General features: G+C 56.1%; 21 protein-coding genes and 3 pseudogenes. 9 read left to right on the top strand and 15 right to left on the bottom strand.

Annotated features, from left to right (window positions below):
• Positions 1 to 181: 181 nt before the first annotated feature.
• On the top strand, positions 182 to 463 hold the full coding sequence (locus LOY28_RS15710) for an excalibur calcium-binding domain-containing protein (RefSeq protein WP_081626508.1): 282 nt from the start codon (positions 182 to 184) through the stop codon (positions 461 to 463).
• Positions 464 to 502: 39 nt separating this feature from the next.
• Here LOY28_RS15710 and dapF read toward each other — a convergent pair whose 3' ends face one another.
• Positions 503 to 1,321, bottom strand: coding sequence for a diaminopimelate epimerase (dapF, locus tag LOY28_RS15705; protein WP_018926065.1), 819 nt, complete (start codon positions 1,319 to 1,321; stop codon positions 503 to 505).
• A 154-nt stretch (positions 1,322 to 1,475) separates the two neighbouring features.
• Between dapF and LOY28_RS15700 the strand changes: the two genes are divergently transcribed.
• A complete protein-coding gene (locus tag LOY28_RS15700) occupies positions 1,476 to 1,817 on the top strand; it encodes a hypothetical protein (RefSeq protein WP_018926064.1) in 342 nt (113 codons plus the stop codon).
• On the opposite strand, the gene LOY28_RS15695 is transcribed toward LOY28_RS15700, so the two are convergent.
• On the bottom strand, positions 1,787 to 1,999 hold the full coding sequence (locus LOY28_RS15695) for a hypothetical protein (RefSeq protein ID WP_081626507.1): 213 nt from the start codon (positions 1,997 to 1,999) through the stop codon (positions 1,787 to 1,789). The two genes, LOY28_RS15700 and LOY28_RS15695, sit on opposite strands and share 31 nt — an antisense overlap.
• Before the next feature lie 182 nt (positions 2,000 to 2,181).
• Positions 2,182 to 2,859, bottom strand: a complete 678-nt coding sequence (locus LOY28_RS15690) for an SOS response-associated peptidase family protein (protein WP_018926062.1) — start codon at positions 2,857 to 2,859, stop codon at positions 2,182 to 2,184.
• A 234-nt stretch (positions 2,860 to 3,093) separates the two neighbouring features.
• On the opposite strand from LOY28_RS15690, the gene lpxO reads away from it, so the two are divergent.
• Positions 3,094 to 3,993, top strand: coding sequence for a lipid A hydroxylase LpxO (lpxO, locus tag LOY28_RS15685; RefSeq protein WP_026286412.1), 900 nt, complete (start codon positions 3,094 to 3,096; stop codon positions 3,991 to 3,993).
• Between the two features lie 80 nt (positions 3,994 to 4,073).
• On the opposite strand, the gene LOY28_RS15680 is transcribed toward lpxO, so the two are convergent.
• Complete coding sequence (locus LOY28_RS15680) at positions 4,074 to 4,934, bottom strand: Ku protein (RefSeq protein WP_018926060.1); 861 nt, start codon at positions 4,932 to 4,934, stop codon at positions 4,074 to 4,076.
• A 213-nt stretch (positions 4,935 to 5,147) separates the two neighbouring features.
• On the opposite strand from LOY28_RS15680, the gene LOY28_RS15675 reads away from it, so the two are divergent.
• Together LOY28_RS15675 and LOY28_RS15670 are read left to right on the top strand one after the other, a co-directional pair.
• The gene (locus LOY28_RS15675) at positions 5,148 to 5,510 is read left to right on the top strand and encodes a hypothetical protein (protein WP_064618081.1); all 363 of its coding nucleotides are present in this window, start codon (positions 5,148 to 5,150) and stop codon (positions 5,508 to 5,510) included.
• 51 nt (positions 5,511 to 5,561) lie between these two features.
• Entirely contained in the window at positions 5,562 to 6,710 is a 1,149-nt protein-coding gene (locus LOY28_RS15670) for a PQQ-dependent sugar dehydrogenase (RefSeq protein ID WP_064618079.1), read from the top strand.
• Between the two features lie 55 nt (positions 6,711 to 6,765).
• Here the strand turns inward: LOY28_RS15670 and rimI are convergent.
• A pseudogene (gene rimI / locus LOY28_RS15665) lies at positions 6,766 to 7,212 on the bottom strand (ribosomal protein S18-alanine N-acetyltransferase); the annotation flags it as partial.
• Positions 7,213 to 7,412: 200 nt separating this feature from the next.
• Here rimI and LOY28_RS15660 point away from each other — a divergent pair.
• Entirely contained in the window at positions 7,413 to 8,891 is a 1,479-nt protein-coding gene (locus LOY28_RS15660) for a RimK family protein (protein WP_258612090.1), read from the top strand.
• Between the two features lie 222 nt (positions 8,892 to 9,113).
• Positions 9,114 to 10,109, top strand: a pseudogene (gene ilvA, locus LOY28_RS15655) (threonine ammonia-lyase, biosynthetic); the annotation flags it as partial.
• Between the two features lie 30 nt (positions 10,110 to 10,139).
• Here the strand turns inward: ilvA and eco are convergent.
• Complete coding sequence (gene eco, locus LOY28_RS15650) at positions 10,140 to 10,622, bottom strand: serine protease inhibitor ecotin (protein ID WP_086944229.1); 483 nt, start codon at positions 10,620 to 10,622, stop codon at positions 10,140 to 10,142.
• 390 nt (positions 10,623 to 11,012) lie between these two features.
• Between eco and LOY28_RS15645 the strand changes: the two genes are divergently transcribed.
• Entirely contained in the window at positions 11,013 to 11,282 is a 270-nt protein-coding gene (locus LOY28_RS15645) for a DUF1652 domain-containing protein (protein ID WP_026286409.1), read from the top strand.
• Here LOY28_RS15645 and LOY28_RS15640 read toward each other — a convergent pair.
• The 3 genes from LOY28_RS15640 to LOY28_RS15630 all read right to left on the bottom strand — a co-directional run bounded on the left by LOY28_RS15640 (position 11,279) and on the right by LOY28_RS15630 (position 12,743).
• The gene (locus LOY28_RS15640; RefSeq protein WP_018926052.1) at positions 11,279 to 11,677 is read right to left on the bottom strand and encodes a hypothetical protein; all 399 of its coding nucleotides are present in this window, start codon (positions 11,675 to 11,677) and stop codon (positions 11,279 to 11,281) included. The two genes, LOY28_RS15645 and LOY28_RS15640, sit on opposite strands and share 4 nt — an antisense overlap.
• A gap of 91 nt (positions 11,678 to 11,768) precedes the next feature.
• On the bottom strand, positions 11,769 to 12,038 hold the full coding sequence (locus tag LOY28_RS15635; protein WP_018926051.1) for a DUF2790 domain-containing protein: 270 nt from the start codon (positions 12,036 to 12,038) through the stop codon (positions 11,769 to 11,771).
• Positions 12,039 to 12,209: 171 nt separating this feature from the next.
• Positions 12,210 to 12,743 carry a hypothetical protein gene (locus tag LOY28_RS15630; RefSeq protein ID WP_018926050.1) on the bottom strand — a complete coding sequence of 178 codons (534 nt, stop codon included), beginning with the start codon at positions 12,741 to 12,743 and terminating at the stop codon, positions 12,210 to 12,212.
• A gap of 372 nt (positions 12,744 to 13,115) precedes the next feature.
• On the opposite strand from LOY28_RS15630, the gene LOY28_RS15625 reads away from it, so the two are divergent.
• Positions 13,116 to 13,412 (top strand): hypothetical protein, encoded by a 297-nt coding sequence (locus tag LOY28_RS15625; protein ID WP_018926049.1) that lies wholly within the window; start codon positions 13,116 to 13,118, stop codon positions 13,410 to 13,412.
• A gap of 99 nt (positions 13,413 to 13,511) precedes the next feature.
• Here the strand turns inward: LOY28_RS15625 and LOY28_RS15620 are convergent, their stop codons facing one another.
• The 6 genes and pseudogenes from LOY28_RS15620 to xylB all read right to left on the bottom strand — a co-directional run bounded on the left by LOY28_RS15620 (position 13,512) and on the right by xylB (position 22,282).
• Positions 13,512 to 14,459, bottom strand: coding sequence for a PoNe immunity protein domain-containing protein (locus tag LOY28_RS15620; RefSeq protein WP_018926048.1), 948 nt, complete (start codon positions 14,457 to 14,459; stop codon positions 13,512 to 13,514).
• A complete protein-coding gene (locus tag LOY28_RS15615) occupies positions 14,456 to 16,189 on the bottom strand; it encodes a hypothetical protein (protein ID WP_258612088.1) in 1,734 nt (577 codons plus the stop codon). The genes LOY28_RS15620 and LOY28_RS15615 overlap by 4 nt, the downstream gene beginning before the upstream one ends.
• Positions 16,186 to 18,476: pseudogene (locus tag LOY28_RS15610) on the bottom strand (type VI secretion system tip protein VgrG). The gene LOY28_RS15615 and the pseudogene LOY28_RS15610 overlap by 4 nt, the downstream one beginning before the upstream one ends.
• Positions 18,477 to 18,705: 229 nt before the next feature.
• Positions 18,706 to 19,437 carry a hypothetical protein gene (locus LOY28_RS15605; RefSeq protein WP_018926045.1) on the bottom strand — a complete coding sequence of 244 codons (732 nt, stop codon included), beginning with the start codon at positions 19,435 to 19,437 and terminating at the stop codon, positions 18,706 to 18,708.
• A gap of 396 nt (positions 19,438 to 19,833) precedes the next feature.
• Complete coding sequence (locus LOY28_RS15600; protein ID WP_018926043.1) at positions 19,834 to 20,772, bottom strand: carbohydrate kinase; 939 nt, start codon at positions 20,770 to 20,772, stop codon at positions 19,834 to 19,836.
• 13 nt (positions 20,773 to 20,785) lie between these two features.
• Entirely contained in the window at positions 20,786 to 22,282 is a 1,497-nt protein-coding gene (gene xylB / locus LOY28_RS15595; protein WP_258612087.1) for a xylulokinase, read from the bottom strand.
• Positions 22,283 to 22,345: the final 63 nt, after the last annotated feature.

Raw genomic sequence — 22,345 nt, 5'->3', positions numbered from 1 at the left:
CTTTCAGAAGGATTGCTGAATGGCCAGCACTTGGTCAGGGTGGGCACCTATTCGGATTTATCTCTCCACGCCGCATGAGGCGGCAGTCTCTCTCCAGGGCATCGAGGCTTTGGTTGCTCTTGCCAGATGATTCGTTCTAAGCGACTAGAATATAAACGGCCTCTAGTCACGGATGAATCAAATGAAACTGATTTTGGTCGTGTTAATCATTGGTTTGTTGGCCTGGAAGCTTTCCCCCGAGTTACAACCTTGGGTTGAAGCCAAGCTACCGCCCCCGAAAGTAACCCCTACAGTCGCGACTGCGCCGAAACCTGTTTCTGCGCCATTCAAATGTGACGGACGCCAATATTGCTCGCAGATGACCTCGTGTGCAGAGGCCAAAAAATTTCTGCAAAATTGTCCGGGAATGAAAATGGATGGCGACAACGATGGCGTGCCCTGTGAGTCGCAGTGGTGCCAATGACTTTTGCCGCGGGACAAGGGGAATAAACGGGCCTGACGGCTACAAAACTTGTAATAAGTTGTCCGTGATTGTTCCCGAAAAAATAGTCTCTACCGGCCCGATGAGAAAGACCGGGCCCACGCCATCCCATTGAACCGTTACGGTGCCGCCATCACATTCAACCTCAACGGAATGGTCTAATAAACCACGACGAATTCCGCTGACAGCGGCGCCACAAGAGCAAGAGCCTGAACCAAGCGGAATACCACCCCAGCGCTCCCAAATGCGCAACCGTATGTGTTGTCGGTTAATGATCTGGACGAAATGCACGTTCGTCCTGAGAGGAAACAGTGGGTCGGTTTCAATGGTCGGTCCGATGGTCGCTATATCAATGGCTGTCAGATCATCCACAAAATAGGTGCAGTGAGGATTGCCCATGCTGCAAGCTGCCGGGCCACCAGCCAGTGGCAAAACAGCAGTGTCCAGTTCCTGAGCCAGGGGAATATCCGACCAGCCGAAAAGCGGCTCGCCCATGTTGACCGAAATTGCGCCGGCTGAAGTTCGTTCGCAAGTGAGTAGGCCACGGTTGGTTCGCAGCGCTATCGAAGTCATATTGGATTCGCGCATCAGCATGTCCGCGGCACCCCGCGTTGCGCTGCCACAAGCATCCAGCGTGGAGCCATCTGCATTCCAAAACATCAAGCGGGCATCGGCATCATCGCAATCAAGCACTGCTGCGAGTTGATTGAATCCGACGCCTCGGTTCCGATCACCCATTCGCCGAGCCAAACTACTTGTCACTGGATTGGCCGAGTTTCGCGAGTCCACAATGACGAAGTCATCGCCATTGGCGTGCATTTTATGAAAACTCAGCGGCATAAATAGATCCTGGGCGAACTGGCGTTTGAGAACGATCTAGCCCCAATCACATAACCTTTGCAAGCCGTGAGCAGGTAAAGAAAAACACCGGCCCTCAAAACCGATAACGATCGATCGACTCTTGAATTAGTATTCCATCCCCCACCCAAGGAACATGGAAGTGAGAAACAAATTCGCAGCAGGTATGTTCTGTTTCCTGACGATTGTGACGGCTCAATACGCTTACTCCAGCGCTACGGATGAGTCCGCCGAAAACGCCTCATTGCTCTGCAAAATCCTCGATGGCAATGATGCCTTGACCCAGGCCTCCGAATTCTCGGCCGAGGATCGTACGGTCAATATCTCGGTAGACCGTTCTCCAGAGGACGCCAAAAAGCTTTGCCCGGAAATCAGCGCCATCGTCGAGTATCACGAGATGACTTTTACGCAAGGCTGGACTGTGCAGATCACTTCTCCAGACAGTGGTTATGACGTTGTTGCTATCTGCCCGTTGTAATGATGGTGGTTGTCCTGTACGCCAGTGATCAGGTGCAGTGGAATGTGCTGTTGCTCATCAATGCATGTGATTTCGAAACTGCCCACTATTTGAGGGGGGCGCTCACTCAGCCCGGTCGACTCTTCTTCCTTTGCCTTAGCCATTCTCGCGTGGTTCGCAGCGATTTCGTTGAGAGTTGACACGTTACATCTCCCGGTGACTGACCAAGCGTATCGCTGGAGTCCTTAAACGTTAATGTGAATGCCGCCGCGTCAGAATTACGTCGTTCTGGGGCCGCTATCGCCGGCATGTGCAAACCCTAAGCCAGACATTGACGCGTATTCCGCGCCACGCTTTCCATGCGACGAATGGTGTCTCGCGATGTTCAGATAGGTTCGATCAGTCCAGGGCCATCGTTGTGCACATTGCCCACGGCTTGATCAACCTTGAACCACTCGAATGTCTCGGCCGGCTCGCCCTGCGACAGTACTATCTGCTCGGCTCGCTCTTTCGGCGTGGCCGGGTCCAGCCATTCCCGGGCCATTTCGGCATTCAGCGTCACCGGCTGCCGATCATGAACATCCACCATGCCGCCCTTGCTGTCGGCGGTGATGATCACGAAGCCGTCATGTTCGTCCGGCTGATGTTCGTACCTTGGGTATTGACCGATCGCCGCGCACAGGATCGGTGCGCGATCCTTGCGGCGGATGAGGTAGGGCTGCTTCTTCGGGCCGCCCTCGTAAACCCATTCAAACCAGTTATCGATGGCAACGATCGCCCGGTGCGGCCATATGGCTTTGAAGAATGGGCCGTGACTGACTTTCTCGACCCTGGCATTGATCGGCATAGGGTGTTCTTCGGACCAATGCGGCCGCCAGCCCCAGCGAACCCTGTCGGCGTGCAGCACGTCGCCTTCCTGGTGGAAGAGGGCGAGCTGAGTCGTCGGTGCGGCGTTGTAGAGCTCGAATGGCTGATCGCCGGCATTGTTGACCAAGGCGTTGGGCATGCTCAGCGCCTTGACGAAGTCGTGAATGCCTCGGTACTGCGAAAGTCGTCCGCACATGGCTGAGCCCTCATGCTTACATCTGAGCTTAGACGATCCTTTGAACTAATAGGGCGTTAAAGCCGCGTGGCATTTTGGCGGGCATGAGTAGACACATTTTCACAGTTGAAGGTTAACTATTGGTTACAAAGTATGGCTAAAATGACATCTTTCGCCCCCATGTCGATTGTCGGCATGGCTCAAGAACGCGCCATCGGGACGCACTTTGTTCATTTCAGACGTGTGACGATTTCCGTGAAACTCATTATTGCCGCTATCTATGTCATCTCCATCGCGTATGTCCACTTGCGCGGTAAGGTGCGCCACAAACCAGGCCGCCAACTAAGCGACCACTCGACGTTTCTGGCGCCGATCAATTGCTTCCTTTATATGTTCTCGAAAATCCCCAATCGGCCTTATCTCAATCCGGCGGACTTTCCTGACTTGAGCCCTTTGCAGGCTCATTGGGAAGAGATTCGCGCCGAAGGCCAGAACCTGCTCAAGGCCGGGGAGATCAAGCGCTCGAATCAGTACGACGACGTTGGTTTCAACTCGTTTTTCAAAAGTGGCTGGAAGCGTTTCTATCTCAAGTGGTATGGCGACAGTCACCCATCGGCCGCGAAGCTCTGCCCGCGTACTACTGAACTGGTGCAAAGCATTGGCTCGATCAAGGCAGCGATGTTTGCCGAACTGCCACCGGGTTCCAAACTGGTCCGCCACCGCGATCCGTATGCCGGCTCGTACCGTTATCACCTGGGGCTGGAAACGCCGAACGATGCCGGTTGCTATATCAACGTCGACGGTGAAAGCTACCATTGGCGTGACGGCGAAGCGGTGATGTTCGATGAAACGTTCATTCATTACGCTGAAAACAGCACCCAGCAGAACCGCATCATCCTGTTCTGCGACGTCGAACGGCCGATGAAGTATCGCTGGGCTGCGGCGTTCAACCGCTGGTTCAGCCGCACAGTGATGGCGGCGGCGGGGGCACCGAACGATGCGGGTGACAAGACCGGTGCTATCAACCGTTTGTTTGCCAAAATCTACACGGTTCGCCTGCGCGGCAAAGCACTCAAAAAGCGTAACCGCGCTCGCTATTACCTGGAGAAGTGGGCGATTTTTGGCGGGTTGCTGGCGATTTTTGTGCTGATCTGAGTTTTGCTTTGCGGCGCATTTAGTCATTGCAAGCAGGCCAGGATTTTCACCGCATAACGTATAGGCACTCCACTAACCGATCAGCCACGAGAACGCTTCGTGGCTTTTTTATCTGTGCTCGCTTTGGCTTTTTCTGCCGTTTTACCGGCACTCCTGGCACCGAGGCTGCGCTTGAGCAGTTCAGTCAGATCGATCACATCCGCGGTCCTGCGTTCGTCCTCGCCCGTAGCGGTTTCGACGATTTCGATCTTGCCTTCATTCGCCTTCTGCTCAACCAGCGCCATGATCTTGTCTTCAAAGCTGTCGCGGTACTCCTCGGGCGTCCAGTCGGCGCTCATGTCCTCCACCAACCGTTTGGCCATCTCCAGCTCGCCCTTGGCCAGGTCCGGGTTGGTCACTTCACTACCAAGTTCCAGTTGATCCAGGCTGCGCACTTCGGCCGGCCAGCGCAGCATCACCAGAACCAGGGCCGATTCCAGCGGCATGACGGCCGCCAGGTGCTGGCGGGTATGCAACACCACACGGGCGAGGGCGACCTTGCCGGTTTTGCTGAGGGTTTCGCGTAACAGCGCATAGACCTTGCCACCGCGTTTGTCCGGCGCCAAGTAATAGGGTGTGTCGATGTTTTGCAGGGGGATCTGCTTGCTGTCGACAAAGGCAAAAATGTCGATGGTTTGGGTCGACAGTGGATGGGCCGAGCGAATGTCCTCTTCGCTGAGCACCACGTAACGACCCTTTTCGTACTCGACCCCTTTGACGATGTGCGCCTGGGTGACCTCCTTGCCAGTGACCTTATTGACGCGTTTATAGCCCACCGGCTCCATGCTGCGACTGTCGAGCCAGTTGAAATCGATCCCGTGGGAAGACGTCGCCGAGACCAGCGCCACGGGGATGTGCACCAGACCGAAACTGATTGCGCCTTTCCAGATTGCCCGTGCCATCGTCGTGTTCTCGTCAGCCCATTGATGTTCAGGTGACCTGTTGCCCGGGGGAAAGTTTCAGTCGGCTGCGACCCGCTTTTGCGGGCTGATCGACGGTGCAGTCAACTGGTGTTACATCTTCTGAAGGAGGTTTTAGTTAACAAATCCGAACCCCGGGCGTAGCGTGGCTCTATTCATCCATGAAGCGTTGCACGCGCTTTTAGAGAGGTTTCCATGAACCGATGTGTGTTCGGCGTCATCACACTGGTATTGAGTGGCGTGCTGAGCAGCCTGGCCCTGGCCGATGCCGCCGCTCCGCCATCCTCGCCCTTGCTGCTGGTCCAGAACCTGCCGGGCAGCACCAATAACAATCCTTACAACAACCCGATCCGCCGGGCCAATCCCAACAGCATGCAAGGCACGCGACCCGGCATCCCGGTGATCCGCGGGCCGAGTACGGCGCCTGCGCCGCGACCACCGACCCTGGAGAACGGCGGTATCGGCAACCGTTATCCGCAGGATCGCCAGGCTCCCGCCAGCCCACCGACATTCATACCCAATCCACCTCATCGGGACGCAGACACCAGCAACCGTTGAACGGCAGGACAGAGGTCTTGCCAGCCATTTTGACCACAAAAGGAATCGTGCATGTTGCATAAGACCCTCCTGACTACACTATTTGTCGGCGTACTGATCATCAGTGCGCCCGTGTTTGCTGCGCCTGCCCAGGAATTGAAAAGTGAGGAGGGCACCCTTGAGGTCACGCCGATCGTTAAAGGTCTGGAGCATCCCTGGGCGCTGGCGTTCCTCCCCGGTCGCCAAGGGATGCTGGTGACCGAACGGCCGGGCAACCTGCGGGTGGTCAGTGTCGATGGCAAACTTTCGAGTCCGCTCAGCGGTGTGCCTCAGGTCTGGGCCAACGGGCAGGGCGGGTTGCTCGATGTGGTGTTGTCGCCCGACTTCAAGCAAGACCGCATGGTCTATCTGTCTTATGCCGAAGGTGGCGGTGAGGGCGGCAAGGCGGGTACGGCGGTCGGTCGCGGACGGTTGTCGGAAGACCTGACGGCCCTCAAGGATTTCAATGTGATCTTCCGCCAGGAGCCCAAGCTTTCGGTTGGCAATCACTTCGGCTCCCGTCTGGTGTTCGACCGCGACGGTTATCTGTTCATCACCCTGGGCGAGAACAACGATCGACCCACGGCGCAGGACCTCGACAAGCTGCAAGGCAAGGTGGTGCGGATCTATCCGGACGGCAAGGTGCCGAAGGACAACCCCTTCGTCGGGCAAAAAGGCGTACGCCCGGAAATCTGGTCCTACGGCCATCGCAACCCGCAAGGCGCGGCGCTCAACCCCTGGAGCGGCACGCTCTGGGAAAATGAGCACGGCCCCCGGGGCGGTGACGAAGTCAACATCATCGAGCGTGGCAAGAACTATGGCTGGCCGATAGCAACCCACGGCATCAACTATTCCGGCCTGCCGATCCCGGAAGCCAAGGGCAAAATCGTCGAAGGCACCGTAGGTCCACAGCATGTCTGGGAAAAATCCCCCGGTCTCAGCGGCATGGCGTTCTACGATGGCGATCGCTTCAAGGCCTGGCAGCACAACGTGTTTATCGGCGCGCTGGTGGGCCAGGAGCTGATCCGCCTGCAGTTCGACGGCGACAAGGTTGTTCACGAAGAGCGGCTGTTGGGTGAGCTGAACAAACGGATTCGCGATGTGCGGCAGGGGCCGGATGGTTATCTGTATGTACTGACCGATGAAGACGATGGTGCGTTGTACAAGGTTGGGTTGAAGTAAACAGACTCGCACAACCTTTGTAGCTGCTGGCGTAGCCTGTGTTCGGCAGCTGCTACAGAACGTGTTTTTCCAGTCGCATCGCGTCGGCATGGTCCTGGTAATAGTCATGAATCAGCCCGAATCGCCGATAACCGTTGCGCTCGTACAGAGCGATTGCCATCGGGTTGTCGATGCGAACTTCAAGTCGCAGGCAGGCGCAATCGTGCTCAAGGGCGCAGGCTTCGGCGCGTTCGAGCAATTGCTTGCCCAGCCCACTGCCGCGAGCATCAACGGCGATCGCAATCGAGTACAGACGTGCCCGTGAAGTACCCCGGTGAAACAACACCAGCGCATACCCCACCAATCGCTCGCCACGTTGGGCCACCAGCAGTTGCCCGTGAGCCCGGCTGATCATCCATCGAAAACTGCGCCGGTTGAGCCGGTCGGTGGTGAAGCATTGCTGTTCGAGTGCCAGCAGTGCTGGAAGGTCTTCAATGACCGCCAAGCGAAAAACAGGATTCATATGACCGCCGTAAAAGTTGCGTAACGAAACGGGACTTTCGAAAAAGTTCGTGCTTAATAGGAAAGGTCTTGTTCTCCAACGGATCAATCACTATGTCAGCGGTACAAGGTCATTGGCGCGAAGTATCCGAACAAACGTTGCCGACGGCAATAACTTCTGCAAACTATTTAAATGCCTCGATCAGAACTTCCAGTCCGTTGATGATAATCGTCGAACGCAAGGAAGACTGGGCCTCATACTTTCCCAGTGAAGACATCGTCACCGCCCAGGAATACCTCGAACAGACCCGTAACAACGAGCAGGGCAAACGGGTTCAGGTGATCAACCTGTGCCGCAGTTACAAGTACCTCGGGCACGGTTATTACTGCTCGCTGTTGGCCGAAGCGCGGGGGCACAAGGTGATTCCGTCGGTGCGGACCATCAGCGAGCTGACCCGAAAGTCCCTGTATGGCCTGGCCTTGGACGATCTGGATAAAACCCTGGAAAAAGCCTTAAGTCATCATGTTTACAGCGATACCGAAGGTTTCACCTTGACCCTGTACTTCGGCCAGACCTCAATCGAGCCATTACAGGAATTGGCTCGACAGTTATTCGAGGTTTTCCCTTGTCCGATACTGTTAGTTGAATTTCGTCGAACTAACGGTTGGCACATCGAAGGTGTAAAGTTCGGCACCCTGCATAAGTTGCGTGAAGATCAGGAAGATCAGTTTGCAAACGCGCTGGATAGTTTCAGTCGCAAGATCTGGCGCCTGCCACGCTCTCGGCGCTTGGCCCGTTATGACTTGGCCATTCTGTACGACCCGCAAGAAGCATTGCCGCCCTCCAACCCCAAGGCTCTGGACAACTTTGTCAGGGTCGGCAAGATGCTGGGCATCGACGTTGAGCTGATCGAACGCAAAGACTACGCCCGAATCGCCGAATACGACGGGCTGCTGATACGCGAGACGACAAGCGTCGACAACCACACCTATCGTTTCGCGAAAAAAGCCGAGAGTGAAGGCCTGGTGGTGATGGACGATCCGGCGTCGATCCTGCGCTGTACCAACAAGGTTTACCTGACTGACTTGCTCAAGAGCCATCAACTGGGCATGCCGGCCACTGAAATCCTCTACAAGGAGCGACCGGAAGACTTTGAGCGGGTAGGCGAGCGTCTGGGGTTTCCTTTGGTGTTGAAAATCCCCGACGGCTGTTTCTCAAGGGGCGTCATCAAGGTCGAAAGCCAGCAAGCCTTGCTCAAGGCCACCGCCGAACTGTTCGAACACTCGGTGTTGCTGCTGGCCCAGGAGTTCTTCTACACCGAGTACGACTGGCGCATTGGTGTGCTCAACCGCAAACCAATTTTTGCCTGCCAGTACTTTATGTCCAAGGGCCACTGGCAGATCTACAACCACAAGGCCAAAGGCCAGGACATCAACGGCGAATGCCGCACCCTGGCGGTTCACGAAGCGCCGCGAGCAGTGGTTGAACTGGCGGTGAAAACCGCGAATCTCATTGGCGACGGACTCTATGGCGTCGACCTCAAACAGTCCGGCGACAAAGTGGTGGTGATCGAAGTCAACGACAACCCAAACATCGACGCCGGCATCGAAGACGCGTACCTGCAGGACGATCTGTACACGCTGGTGCTGGAAGAGTTCGTCCGGCGGCTGGAGCTCAAACGCCGTGGTCAGGCTTGGTGAGTGGCCTCAACCTACCGAGCTTGTTGAAATTTGGCCATTGACTTGCCATCAGCGTCCGGCTAATTTCCAGCCATGACTTCCACCGTATTGCGCTGCCAGCCAAGCATTATTACCGCCATTCCTTATTTGGCGGGCTAGCTCACGACTGCAGCACCCAACCCGCCCTAGAGGCGGGTTTTTAGTTTCTGTCTCTTGGGCTCCGATCAACGTCAGGAGACGACCATGAACAGCACCCCCGCCCAGCAGAGTTTGCTTGAGCATTACGTGAAAAAGATCCTCGCCGCGCCGGTCTACGAACTCGCCGTGCGCACGCCGCTGCAAGCGGCACCGGCCTTGTCCGAGGCGTTGGGTAATCAGATCCTGCTCAAGCGCGAAGACTTGCAACCGACTTTTTCCTTCAAGATCCGTGGTGCTTACAACAAGCTGGTGAACCTGAGCGATGAACAGAAGGCTCGGGGCGTGATCACCGCATCGGCAGGCAATCATGCCCAAGGCGTAGCGTTGGCGGCTCGCGAGTTGGGGATTGCCGCCACTATCGTCATGCCCTGCACAACGCCGGAATTAAAGGTGCTGGGTGTGCGCAGCCGGGGCGCCGATGCGGTGCTGCACGGCGAAAGTTTTCCGTTTGCCCTGGCCTATGCGCTGGACCTGGCACAGCAAACCGGCCGCGCCTTTGTCTCGCCCTTCGACGACCCGGACGTGATCGCCGGGCAGGGCACCGTCGGCATGGAGATCCTTCGTCAGCACCAAGGGCCGCTGGATGTGATCTTTGTGCCGGTGGGCGGCGGTGGCTTGATCGCCGGTATCGCCGCGTACGTCAAATACCTGCGCCCGGAAGTGCGGATCATCGGTGTCGAATCGGAACATTCCGCCTGTTTGCAGGCGGCCTTACAGGCCGGCGAACGGGTTGTGCTGCCGACCGTTGGCACCTTCGCCGATGGTGTGGCCGTCGCTCAGATCGGCGCGCATGGTTTCGAGGTCTGCCGGTTTTGCGTCGATGAAGTGCTGACCGTCAGCAACGACGAACTCTGCGCCGCGATCAAGAATATCTACGACGATACCCGCTCGATCACCGAACCTTCCGGCGCCCTGGCCGTGGCGGGTATCAAGCAGTACGTGGCGCAAACCGGCACCCGAGGGCAGACCCTGGTGGCCATCGACTCCGGTGCGAATATCAACTTCGACAGCTTGCGTCATGTGGCCGAGCGCGCCGCATTGAGCGGCGCCCCGGCGTGAGGGATGGACCAGTTATTCCTGAACGGCGTTCTCGACGCGGCTCGACGCCGACCAGATCCGGTAGCGCACTTCGACATCACTGGGCACGTAGAGCACGATCGGCAGTTTGCTGTTGTAGCGCAGCTTGAAACCGTCACCGACCACCGGCACGAAGTCCTGTTTGTGCTTGCCGTCAGGACAGGCCATCAGGGTGCTCATCGGGCCGGTGACTTTTTCCAGCCGGTAAAACGGGTAGCCCCAGCCTTCGAGGTTCTTTTCCTCAAGCATGCCGCCTAGACGCTGACGGTTGCAGTCGACGGTCAGGGTCTTGCCGGCCAGAATTTCGACCTGGTAGGCGTCTTCCTGTTTTTGCGGGGCGAGATGAATGACCTGGCGGGTAAAGCCGCTCTCTGGTTTGGGATACGGCGCGACGTCTTCGAGTGTCGCGGCCTGGGCAACGGACGACAGAACGGTAACTATCAGCCCGACGGTCGTATTAAAGGGCAAAGCACCCATAATGCCTCCTTGCGTGTGCGTTGGGTCAGCGGATACTGAACAGATGGCCGCATTCTCACTGCCGTCCTCGGTCAATGCAAACCCGCCATCAGAGATGGGTTGCAAAATGCAGGTGTCGAAAACAGTCCTTTCTTGCATTTTGCATGACGTGATGTATTGCCTTCTTTGTTAAACCCTTGATTGGCCGACGAGCCGCAGGGCGAAATTCCGGGCATGTTTTATGCTGAAGCTGTCTTGAGCTGACCACGGTCCCGTTGAGTCAGCGCTGAAACAAAAAAACGGTCGGACGTTGGAACGATGAAGCCCGCAAGGAAGAAAAGAACGGGTGATCTGAGCTCCGACCGACAATTGATTTTCGATTGGCAATCTCACAATACCGAGAGGGTGGCCATGTTTCTTTCTGCCTTGGAACTACGCAATATCGTTGAAAGCAGTTTTCTTCCGAAACGCTGCCAATGCACGCTATCTCCGGATCTGTCGATGACCGTCAAGGTGTATTCGGACAACGAGACTGACCATCTCGACCTGTGCGTCACCGGCATAGACGCCCATCGCCTCAACGGATGTCGGGAGATTAATCATCTGATCGCCGAGTTACGCACCGACCTTGAGCACAAGACCCATAGCCATTTGCCCAGCACTAAGTCGAAAGCTCATTAGCCGACTGTTTCACCCAATTCGAGCGACACGCGCCGGGTCTGGATAAACCCCAGACCCAGTGCCAATTCCACCAGGATCGCCAGTAAGATACCCGGCCCGGCATGACCATTGAGCCATTCGCCGAAGCCCAGCGCTGCCAAGCCGAAACAGCCAACCATAAAGCCGCTGCATATCGCACTTCTCGCCGCCGAGGGCGGTGCCTGCCGCACGAGATAAAACATCACCCCAAGCGCACCGAACAGCACCGCACTGCGCCTGGCCACAAACCCCGCTGCGGGCGAATACTCGATACTCCAGATCGCCAGCAACCATTGCGGCATCAAACCCCACACCAGCGCCAGCAGAAAGCAAAGCGCGGCGGTGAACGTTGAAAGCGTGCGAAACGAGAACGGCATGGCGAATCCTTTCGGCAGTAGAGGGGGACGCCGAAGCATAGCCTCAGAATCCCCGCAGGCCTACCGCCAAGTGCCGAATCAGAATCGTCTGTCAGCTCTGATAACTGCACGCGTCAGAAAGTTTTCGATAGGTAATTTCCGCAGGCTTGCCCGAGGTGCTATCGATGTACTTCATGTCCGCCGTGACCACTTCGCAGTCCAGCGTCGACGGTTCGGTCATGGAAATGACCTTGCCCACATTCAGCGGCATGCCGTAGTGATAAGGCACGGCCTGAGAGGACGACGTGTCGTTGGCCTGAGCGAAACCGGCGAAAGCGGTGCAGGCGAGGGCGGTGGTCATCAGCAGTGTTCGCATGTTCATGATGGGTCTCCAGTGCAGAGGGGAAGCCAGTTCGATGCAAGAGCGTCGAACCTGCCGCACTGGGCGTCAGAGGGTGCTGAGGGAGTGCGGTCCAGTAAAGTTTTGGACCGCAGGATTAATCGAAGGTTAAGTAGCGGGCTAATGGTTGTTGCGAGCCGGTTGTGCGGTTATCTATTCGAGGTGCACAACCTTGAACCCACGTCGATCTGGAGGCGTCTCTATACCAGCGGGTCCTTCCAACTGCCCCCTTCCAGCAACATAGTCATAGACCAGAAACTTCGCCGACACTTCATACCCGATATTAGGAATGACCAGTCGGATCTGCTCTCGTCCGAGGTACAGCCAACGTGGTAGCGCCTTCTCGGCAAAATCGATTCGCTCGACGGTGTGAGTGACAGGGTTCTTGCGTAAAACGACGCCTTTTAGATACGGCGAGCCGTATGCGAAGGCGAATATCAGGCTGGAAGAAACACACTTTGCCAGGAAGACTTCGCCGAAAAAGTCGAAATCCGGGATGTCGGTAAAGGCCGGTTGGATTTTGCTGTCGAGTTTCACAAACAGGCGCTGGCCTTGCGCATTCGTTTCCGCCAGCAAGGACACCTGAGTTCTATCGGCCAAAGGGCAGGTGAGGATTGTCTGGAGTGGTTGCGCGTAGGCCGGGGCGGCTAGCAGTGCCGCGATGATGTACTTCCATGGTGTTTGCATTCGGGGAAATCCCTTCGGTTGTCGGGTCCTACGTTACTGCCCTTGAGTCGTGATAAATCCTAAGAAAGCTTCGTCCCGTTCCTACAGGCTCGGGCGTGTTGTCGTCTTTCGCCGGCCGGCTGCCAGCGTTTACTGTTTGGCGTCGCTGCAAAATCAGCGAACAGGTTTGGTCACCTGATAACAACGCACATATGTGCCATCATTCGCGCTGCGGACATCTATGTCCTCACAGTGCGTTGCTATGGCGGCTGTGTGCGGGACGCCTTCGGGCGAGCCGGTTGGTTGTTATCGGTTGACCAAGCCTGTACACAGTCCGCCTCCATCGTTTGGTCACGGTGCTGGTGGTTACTTACAAACAATCGAGTAATCCATATGCAAACTTTTAACCCGTTTCCAGATCGTTATCGTTCAATCAAAAGCAGCGTCACCAACTCAAATCCCTTGGTAATCGACACAGAAGCCAATCCCCAGGACATCCTCGAATCCGCCCTCCAGCGCATCCGGGCCTCCAGCCAGTTACTTGAAACACTTCACTGCCTATGCTTCAAGCACGGTGATGTTCAGGACATTCCGCACATTACCCATGCGATTTATTTGTTGACCCAGGATGGTTGCGACCTGCTGCAAGTTGCGCAGCAGCGGATGATGGGCTGGAAAGCGCCGGTCTGACGGATACGGTATTACACACAAGCCAGCCTCTTGCGGACGCTGGCTTGTTCGCCCATCCGAACAATGATTGGCTGAAGTCAAGTCAATCTGCCGCCGCTATTATTCTTCACCTGACCAATACCAAATAGTATCGCCCCATCTCGAGTCGCTGAAGCTCGGCATGATTTCGCCCTGTTCGAAATAGCGACGAGATTCTGCTTGTGCAGGTGTAAACCAATAGCCTGCTTTACTGCAAGGTTGCCCTGCATTTATACGAGCAATCTGGGCAGTGTCGGTCGGTTGGTAATTTCTCGCGTATTCGACCAAGTCTTTTGGATAAACCATATGATTAATTTTGCTGTCGTCGATACCGTACAGAAAAGCAATAGCACCAGCCTCCAGCGCCCAATATCCAAAGTAGCTTCCTTCATCCCCTTGTTTGTGAGAGTCGTGCCATGAGGCCTGCTCAAACGCGGGATACCAATCATTGCAATATTTTTGCAATAGTTTGGAAGCTTCTTCCTTGTCCTCCTCATAGGTGGCGTATACCAGAGGCGAGTAAACATCGTGATACCAGCGATCGACGTCGTATCGGTCAGGCAGCAGTTTGCAAAGCAAATCCTCATAGAGGGTGTCATCGCCTGCGTAACCTGCTGGATCTATTAAGGCAACGAATCGTTTTAGCAGGTCGGTGCGATGTAGAAGAATGCACAGACTGAACACTTGAACGCATTCTTCGTACTGATCAGGCCAGTCATCAATCGTTAATGGTGTAATGTTCGGGATTTTTTCGTAATTCGCCAGCTTCTCCTGAAGAAGCTCGTAACTTTCTACAAGCTTTTCCAATAATGGGATCAGGACTACGATCTCATTGCCAGCGGTGTAGCGTATCAGTATTTCCTTGAGTATCAGCTTCTGAAAGTATCTGGCTCTGAGCGATTTTTCTTGCTCGTCAGAGTCCGCCTGAAACGTATTTTCTTTGAAGAATTCAATCGAATCTTTGTAGTTGATAAAAAAATTATCGAAGCGAGCTTCGCTTAAGAATTGTTGTCTTCTGCTCATGATCATTCCTCCGCCTTCAGGGAGCTCAATTTGCCGTATTTTTTGGTGAGTGACGCCTTCTTTTTATTGACGGCTTCTTTAACTTTGTTTTCTTTGTAGTGAATAGCCTCGTGCGCAGTATGAGTCTCCGGCCCCGTCATATTTTTTCGAGCTTTTGCGTGTTCGCGAGGACCATTGAGAACGCTGTAAAGAGGTGTGAAAAATAAATGCCGACTGAATGAACTAAGAACGTTCTTTGAAATTTTCTCACGTAGAGCTTTGTCTATGTTCTGGTGAATCCATTCGATACTCATTTGTACCAATACAACCTTGCCCGATTTTTCGGTAGGTTGAGCAGAGTCAATTTCTTTTTTTTGCTCTGTTTTTTCTATTGTTTTAGCTTTTTCTTTTGGTGCGTTATCATTGGTGGCTTTTTTTCTGTTACTGCTCGTCGATGCATTTTTAGTAGTCGTACTATTGTGTTTTTTTCCCGGTCGGGATTTTTTCGGCGCGGTTGTTTCTGCAGTCGTGTCTGATTGATCAACAGGTTCGAGTAACTCTTCAACTGCAATATCACCCGAAACACCCAGTTTGGAAACAATGCTGGGTTTACGAGGTTCTGGTTGTGGGCCTGAAGCCGCCGGTTTTTTTGAGTGCTTAGCGGCCTTATCCTCTTCTTCTTTTTTTCTGTATTGATCTTTTATAAACTTTGGAGTGTCTTCGTCTCTGCTTGCTTTAGCTTCGACAATCGCAAACTTTTTTGAATCATTCGTTGCAGGATCGGCGCGCCATACTGCGTCGATACCAGTACCGTTCGCCCCATCAGATAATTTATACAGGGCGTGCCATTCTTTTGGGGTGCCACCCATTGAAAGTTTGCCTAACGTATTTTCGTCAGGATTGCCACTAAGCCAACGTCCCTCTGCGCCTTTATCATGGCCATCCCAATGTTTACCCCAGCCTAGAGTTTCCGCGCAGTAATAGTCGGCGATATGCTCTCCACTGACGCCAAGTGCATCATTGGCAATATGGTAGACCTTGGTGGCTGCGTTCTGCTGGTCAATCTTGTTGGAATGTGTGCCGCTCGCGCCGTCCGCACCTTGACTCGCCACTGAAGCATCTTTGCCCGCGGGTTTCTTTGTTGTTGCCGGCTTGCTTGACGCCGCCATCGCAGAGCTGTTGCGTTGCATGCCTTTCCACTTGAGCAAGCGTCTTTCGACAATAGCGAGCATTTCCGGCATGTTGTCGCGAGACGTCGCCAAGACGGTAACGACCGCGGATTTTGCCCAATTAGGCAAACTCTGAAATGTCGACGAGCCTTTGACCGCGCTAATGATAGCGTCTAGCTCAGCACTCAATTTTGACGCATCGAAAACCTGCTTGAGCAGCTCCTCGGGACTGGTTTTGATTCCACACTCCTGAAGAACGAAGCGCAACAGATCGAACAAAACCGGTGCAAATCGCTGTGGGTCGCGGTTAACGATGCGCATGCTTTTCTTCAACCCATCGCCTGGGCCTGGTATCCAGCCTATCACTGCCATTAAAAGGTCAAATTTGGCGTCTTCCTTTCCGTCTGCGCTTTCTGCGTTATACAAAGTAATGGACGATTCGATAGTGTCATAGGCGTCGATGGCCTGGCCGAGGAAAGGCACGGCGCCCATGGCGATACCTTTGGCCAACTCGACAGCTGCTTCCTTATAAGCGGCCTTACGGTCTGTGTCGTCTGTGACCTCGGTATTTTGTGCTACTTCACTCATGCCAGCCTCCCTGCAGCTTGTTCAACCAAAGCCTGTAAATCGACCTCGTTCGGGTCATATCCTAATTTGAGCAAGTCTTCGTTGATCTTATCGTCGGAGCTTTCGACAACCTTGATTGATTCACGGTTGTACGGTCTTGGATCCTCGCCGTAATACACCTTGGCCGGTCCTTTCGGGACATCCTCCAAACGAGCAAAGCCGTCGTCGTCCAGCACGCCTTCACGGGTCGACCCGTCGGCAAAATCAACTCGATACGACGCGCCCTGCACAGGCTCAAGGTTGTCGTAATGCAGGTTCAATTCCAGCCAGGTCGGATTGGTCTTGGCTTCTTTCATCAGGCGACCGGCGATGTCGGCAGCAGCAAGTCCTGGAATAAGCGGGGCAAGGATGGCGATTCCAGTGCCGGAACCTGGCCCACCACCCGAGTTGACCTTCACCTCAGTCCCACTGATCGTCACACCCCCCGCATCAATCTTCACAAAGCTCCCGCCAGCCTTGGCCGTCAGCTCCATGCCACCCTCGACCACTACCTTCTCCCCGGCGTGGTAGTGAATCTCCTGACCCGCCTCGACAAACTGCGCCGTGCCGATCTTCACATGCTGGGTCACGCCCACGGTGAGGTGATCATCCGCCCGTGCTTCGGTCTTGCGGTCCAGATGGGTAATCCGGTGCTCTTCCACCTTGAACTCGCTGAACACGTTGGCCTCGACCGTGTCGTGCCGTTCATTGCCGACGCGGATTTTCTGGTCGTGTTCGATGTTTTCATCCCAGTCGCGCTGGGCGTGCAGGTAGATCTGTTCCGCGCCTTTTTGTCTTCGATGCGAAACTCGTTGTAGCCCTTGCCGCCCGGCGAACTGAGGGTTTTGAAGGTGCTGCGGGTCTTGTTCGCCGGCAGGTCGTAGGGGACGACGTTTTCCTTGTGGTACAGGCAGCCGGTGATCAGCGGTTGGTCGGGGTCGCCCTCGAGGAAGGTGACGAGCACTTCCATGCCGACTCGCGGGATGGCGATGCCGCCGTAGGCATTGCCGGCCCAGCCGCTGGCGACGCGCAGCCAGCAGCTGGTTTTGTCGTCGGCCTGGCCGTCGCGGTCCCAGTGGAATTGCACCTTGACCCTGCCGTATTCATCGCAGTGGATTTCTTCCCCCGGCGGGCCGGTGACGATGGCGGTCTGGCTGCCCAGCACTTGCGGTTTCGGGTGTTCCAGGGCCGGGCGGAAGTGCGCATCCCACGGGGTGGCGAGGAAGCGGTTGCGGTAGCCCTGATGGAAATCGTCCTTGCTGTCGGTGACGTCGCTGGTGATGTTCTCGCCGAGCACTTGCGGCTGTTTGCCCTCGTGGACGATTTCCAGCAGCAGCCACAGGTCGTTCCATTCGGCGCGCGGGTGTTCGCTGAGGGCCAGGAAGTGGCCGCTGACCAGGGTCGGTTCGTCGCCTTTGCCTTCGGCCAGTTGGTAGTCGCTGCGATGGCGCTCGAGGGCACGGGTTGCCAGTTGCTTGCCGCGCGCGCGGTCGGTGAAACGGCCGGGGTAGTCGTAGTCTTCGAGGTCCGGGGCGAACGCGCTTTTGGCCGCGCTTTCCGGCAGCAGCCGGGGTTTTTCGAAGTCGTAGTCGCGGCGGCTGACGCGGGTAGTGCGGGTTTCCAGGCGCAGGTTGAAGCGCTTGATCACCGGTTTTTCGGCGGCCATGCCGGAGTCCTGCTGGTAGCTCACCGGCGCCAGTTTGCGGAACACCGTCTGGTCATCGCCGAACACCAGTTTGTGGCCGCTGGCCGAGTGCTGGAAGTGGAAATGGATGCCTTCCTCTTCGCACAGGCGCTGGATGAAATGCAGGTCGGATTCGTCGTACTGCACGCAGTACACGCGCTCCGGGTAGATCGCGCCGAGCTGGAAGCTGTAGGCGTCGGCCAGAATGCCGCGGGCTTCGAGGACCTGGGCGATGATCTTCGGTACGCTGAGTTGCTGGAAAATCTGTTGGTCGTGGTTGTGGCGTAGGTAAGCCAGTTGCGGCACCAGGCTGATGCTGTAGCGGGTCAGGCTCTTGCCGGAATCGCCTTGCTCGATGCGGTACACCAGACCATGGATTTTGCCCTGGCCGGTGGCGCCGAAGGTCAGACAACCGGGCTTGTGCAGCAGCTCTTCGAGTTTCAGGTCGGGGCGGGTGCTGACCAGTTCGATGTCGAAACAGAACGGCTGGTTGAGGGCCTCGCGGCCGATGAAGCTGAGCACCTGAAGGTCGACGGAAACGCCTTCGAGGGTGAGGGAGATATGGATTGCGTTTGCGTCCAGCATGCCTTGAATTCCGTCCTTTGAAAAAGCAGGGGGCGGATGGTGCAGTATTAAATGGCCATGTTCAAGGCGAAAATGCCGTAGGTCAGGGGCCTGACGCTTGTAGGGCTTTCCCCTATAGCTGAGGTTTTGCACGATGAATACAGGCACTTTTCGAGGCAATTGACCGCTACGCCATATAAAAAAGAAGGCCCCACAGATGGGGCCTTCGTTTATGACTCAGCCAATAAATTCAAAGCGATTGCAGGGAAATGGTCGCGCTCTGAGAGTTTTGCTGGCTGTCAGCATCCATCCAGACCCACTGCGTACCGTCGCCTTGCAGATTATTGGAAATACTCTGAATCTGCGAGTAACTGATCTTGACGGCCCCAACTTCACTTGCAGTAGGCCCGATCGTGGTGACCTGGCCGGAGAGCAGGCCGTTCGACGTCTCATTGACGACGAACACGGTCGCTTGCGCCTCACGGAACTGGCAAGAGAGGAACTGTGTAATGGTGCTGGTGATCGTCAGGTTCATCCATTTCGATGGAGGGACCGCATAGTAGCGGGTGTACTTGTTGAACGGATGCTGCTCACCATCGGCCGGCAGCGGATAGTTGCTGAGCCCCGATGTGTTGGTCGGCATGCTGACACTTCCCAGCCAGATTTCGACCTGTGATTTACCGGCGTTGCTGGACAGTGAGACCGAAACGGTTTGAGTATCGGTGCCCGAGACAAAACCCAACGATGCCAGGCCTGCATTGGCCGTGGTGCCAGGTACCGTGATCGGTACGGGCGGCTGGCTGTTGCTCCAGTTCACGGAGACAGTCGAGTTGTTGTCATTTTGCGCGGAGTTGTAGATAAAGATCCCATACAGCTGGCCTGGGCTAAGCGCAGTACAGGTGGCTGTATCACCTGCGGTGAGCGTAATGCGTTGTCCGCCGTTCCAGTTAATTTGGGCAGCTGAGATAGCGACACTTTCCATGTTGGAGTTCCTTTTCCTGTTGTGGTGGTATAAGGATTTCGCACAGCAATTGTCCTTACCTGCGCCGTGCGTGGAAAAGATACTAGTTGAAGGCATGTAGCGGTCAAGTAACTAACTGGTTGTAGTTGGCTGCATATGATTATTTTTTGGAATAGTTGCAAGTATAAATCGCTATAAATTTTCTCGGGTATAAAAAATATAAAGCTGTCAATGATCGCTTATCTTTTGTACGGGTTTTATTTTTAAATTGCAATAAGACTATATCTAAAAAATATAATGGGAGAAAAGATGTAGCGCTCAATGAAGAAAGATATGCAAGCTGTCTTTTATTCAAGTCCACCGGCAGGCCCTGAAATCAGGACCCGCCATAGTAGAGAGGTATGGGGGGCGTGTATTTCAGCTCAACTGCCGCCGATACGGCAAATCCGGCCCGGTCTTGCTGCAGGTCAACGCGGCGGCACTCACCGCAAACCTGAGCATCCCGTCAATCTGCTCACGGCTCAGCCGCTGCACACCCGCAACCGAATCCAGCTGCTGCTCGGTCAGCCAGGTAATCAGCGCCGCCTGGAAGGTATCGCCAGCCCCAACGGTGTCGGCAATCTTCACCGAACAGGCCGGCACCGACCATGTGCCATGAGCCCGGCTGAACACCGTCGCCCCCTGACCGCCACGGGTCAGGAACACCAACTGACAACGATGCTCCAGCCAGCTTTCGATCACGCGCTGGGGATCCTGCTCGGGATACAACAGGCTCAAATCTTCGTCGCTGACCTTGATCAGGTCGGCAAGCTCCACCAGGGTGGCGATCCGTGAACGCCACAACTCGATGTTCGGCTCGGGATTCAGGCGCACGTTCGGGTCGAGGCTGATCAGGCGTTTGCCACTTTCGCGCTGCACCAGCGCCAGCAAGGTATCGGCAACCGGTTGCACCACCAGCGAGAACGAGCCGATGTGCAAGCCGCGCACTTCAGGCCCCAGTTGCGGCAGATGAGCAAGGCTCAACTGCCGATCCGCGCAGCCTTCGCCGCGAAAGCTGTAGTGAGGCGAGCCGTTAGCACCGACCGCCACCATCGCCAGCGTGGTCGGCGCGGCGAAGTCCACAAGGTAATCCGGGCGTACGCCTTCATCCTGCAGCACTTGCTGCAAGCGACGGCCGAGGTAGTCGGTCGACAGCCCGGCAAACAGTGCGGCATCCACGCCCAAGCGGCGCAAACCTACCGCGACGTTGAACGGCGAGCCGCCAGCAATTGCCTTGAAATTCACTTTGGACGCCAGGCCGCTGGCATCGTCTTCGCTGAAGAAATCGAATAGCGCTTCACCACACACCAGATACATAGTTGCTCGCTCTTTAAAGGGTTGCGACATGCTGTTGATAGCGTTCGTAGGCCTGTTGACAGGCCTGTACATTTTCTGCAATCGGCAGGGTTTCACTGGCCAGGTCGAGCTTCACGCAGCGCTCGCACAAGTCCGCCAGGCTGTCTTCGTGGCCGTTTGCCCAAGACTTGCACCACGCCGCCTGAATCGCTGCGCCAAGCGCCGCGGCCTCGCTCTGTTCGGTACAAATCACTGGCGTATTCATGATGTCGGCGACGATTTGCCGCCACACCGGGCTTTTGGAGCCGCCGCCGGTCAGGCAGATGCTGCGGCTTTGTAAGCCATTGTGGCGCAGCAGGTCCAGCCCGTAACGCAAACCGAAGGTGGTGCCTTCCACCACGGCGCGGCACAGATTGGCCCGGGTCAGGTTGGTCATGGTCAACCCCAGCAAGCTGCCGCTGGCATGGGGCAGGGCGGGAACGCGTTCGCCATTGAGGAACGGCAGCATGCACACGCCTTCAGCACCAATCGGCGCGTGTTCGACCAGGGTGTTGAACTGCTCGATATCCAGTTCGAACAACTCGCGAATCGCGCCGGTGGCATTGGTCAGGTTCATGGTGCAAATCAGCGGCAGCCAGCCGCCGCTGGAGGAACAGAACGTCGCCACCGAGGCGTCCGGACTGACGTGCGCTTGCTCGGCATAGGCGTAGACCGTCCCCGAAGAGCCGAGGCTCATGGTGATCGCGCCGGGCTTGATGTTGCCGGTGCCGATCGCGCCCATCATGTTGTCGCCACCGCCGCTGGAGACCAGGGCCTTGGGGTTGATGCCCAGATGCTCGGCGATGCCCGGCAGGATCGTACCGACCGGCTGGTGGGCATCGATCAGCTCCGGGAGCGCGGCTTGCAGGCGCCCGCTGGGGTCGATGTCGCGCAGCAGTTGCAAGTCCCACTGGCGCGTACGTACGTTGAAATAGCCGGTGCCCGACGCATCGCCGTACTCGCTGCAACTGCGACCGGTGAGCCAATAGTTGAGGTAGTCATGGGGCAGCAGGATACGGGCGATGCGGGCGAAAATTTCCGGGTGTTGTTCTTTGGTCCAGAGCAGCTTGGACACGGTGTAGCCCGGCGCGATAACGATGCCGAGGCGCTCCAGGGAGCCTTTTTCACCGCCCAGATGAGCCAGTAGACGATCATTCTCCGGGGTGGATTCGGTATCGCACCAGAGCTTGGCCGGGCGCAGTACCTTGCCGTGATCGTCGAGCAGCACCAGACCATGTTGCTGGCCGGAAACGCCGATGCCGAGAATGGCCTGACCATCGACATCCGCGGCGAGCAACGCGCGACGGGTGGCCTGGGTAAAGGCTTCCAGCCACTGGGCAGTGTCTTGCTCGCGACGGCCATTGGGGCCGCTGATGAGGCTGTGGACAGCAGCGCCCTGAGCGAGGACCTGACCACTGTGTGCGTCGAGGATCACGGCTTTGGTGCCTTGGGTGCCGCAGTCGATGCCCAGGAATAGTTGTTGGTTTGCCATGGAAACACCCTACCGAAGATTGTTCCCACGTTCTGCGTGGGAATGCATCAATGGACGCTCTGC

Source organism: Pseudomonas sp. B21-017 (assembly GCF_024749245.1).
Lineage (GTDB): Bacteria > Pseudomonadota > Gammaproteobacteria > Pseudomonadales > Pseudomonadaceae > Aquipseudomonas.
This window is presented reverse-complemented; position numbering and strand designations above follow the sequence as displayed.

Coding starts and splice junctions, on each gene's coding strand:
- LOY28_RS15710 (WP_081626508.1), top strand. CDS start 182: ATGAAACTGATTTTGGTCGTGTTAATCATTGGTTTGTTGGCCTGGAAG.
- dapF (WP_018926065.1), bottom strand. CDS start 1,321: ATGCCGCTGAGTTTTCATAAAATGCACGCCAATGGCGATGACTTCGTC.
- LOY28_RS15700 (WP_018926064.1), top strand. CDS start 1,476: ATGGAAGTGAGAAACAAATTCGCAGCAGGTATGTTCTGTTTCCTGACG.
- LOY28_RS15690 (WP_018926062.1), bottom strand. CDS start 2,859: ATGTGCGGACGACTTTCGCAGTACCGAGGCATTCACGACTTCGTCAAG.
- LOY28_RS15680 (WP_018926060.1), bottom strand. CDS start 4,934: ATGGCACGGGCAATCTGGAAAGGCGCAATCAGTTTCGGTCTGGTGCAC.
- LOY28_RS15675 (WP_064618081.1), top strand. CDS start 5,148: ATGAACCGATGTGTGTTCGGCGTCATCACACTGGTATTGAGTGGCGTG.
- LOY28_RS15670 (WP_064618079.1), top strand. CDS start 5,562: ATGTTGCATAAGACCCTCCTGACTACACTATTTGTCGGCGTACTGATC.
- LOY28_RS15660 (WP_258612090.1), top strand. CDS start 7,413: ATGATAATCGTCGAACGCAAGGAAGACTGGGCCTCATACTTTCCCAGT.
- eco (WP_086944229.1), bottom strand. CDS start 10,622: ATGGGTGCTTTGCCCTTTAATACGACCGTCGGGCTGATAGTTACCGTT.
- LOY28_RS15645 (WP_026286409.1), top strand. CDS start 11,013: ATGTTTCTTTCTGCCTTGGAACTACGCAATATCGTTGAAAGCAGTTTT.
- LOY28_RS15640 (WP_018926052.1), bottom strand. CDS start 11,677: ATGCCGTTCTCGTTTCGCACGCTTTCAACGTTCACCGCCGCGCTTTGC.
- LOY28_RS15635 (WP_018926051.1), bottom strand. CDS start 12,038: ATGAACATGCGAACACTGCTGATGACCACCGCCCTCGCCTGCACCGCT.
- LOY28_RS15630 (WP_018926050.1), bottom strand. CDS start 12,743: ATGCAAACACCATGGAAGTACATCATCGCGGCACTGCTAGCCGCCCCG.
- LOY28_RS15625 (WP_018926049.1), top strand. CDS start 13,116: ATGCAAACTTTTAACCCGTTTCCAGATCGTTATCGTTCAATCAAAAGC.
- LOY28_RS15620 (WP_018926048.1), bottom strand. CDS start 14,459: ATGATCATGAGCAGAAGACAACAATTCTTAAGCGAAGCTCGCTTCGAT.
- LOY28_RS15615 (WP_258612088.1), bottom strand. CDS start 16,189: ATGAGTGAAGTAGCACAAAATACCGAGGTCACAGACGACACAGACCGT.
- LOY28_RS15605 (WP_018926045.1), bottom strand. CDS start 19,437: ATGGAAAGTGTCGCTATCTCAGCTGCCCAAATTAACTGGAACGGCGGA.
- LOY28_RS15600 (WP_018926043.1), bottom strand. CDS start 20,772: ATGTATCTGGTGTGTGGTGAAGCGCTATTCGATTTCTTCAGCGAAGAC.
- xylB (WP_258612087.1), bottom strand. CDS start 22,282: ATGGCAAACCAACAACTATTCCTGGGCATCGACTGCGGCACCCAAGGC.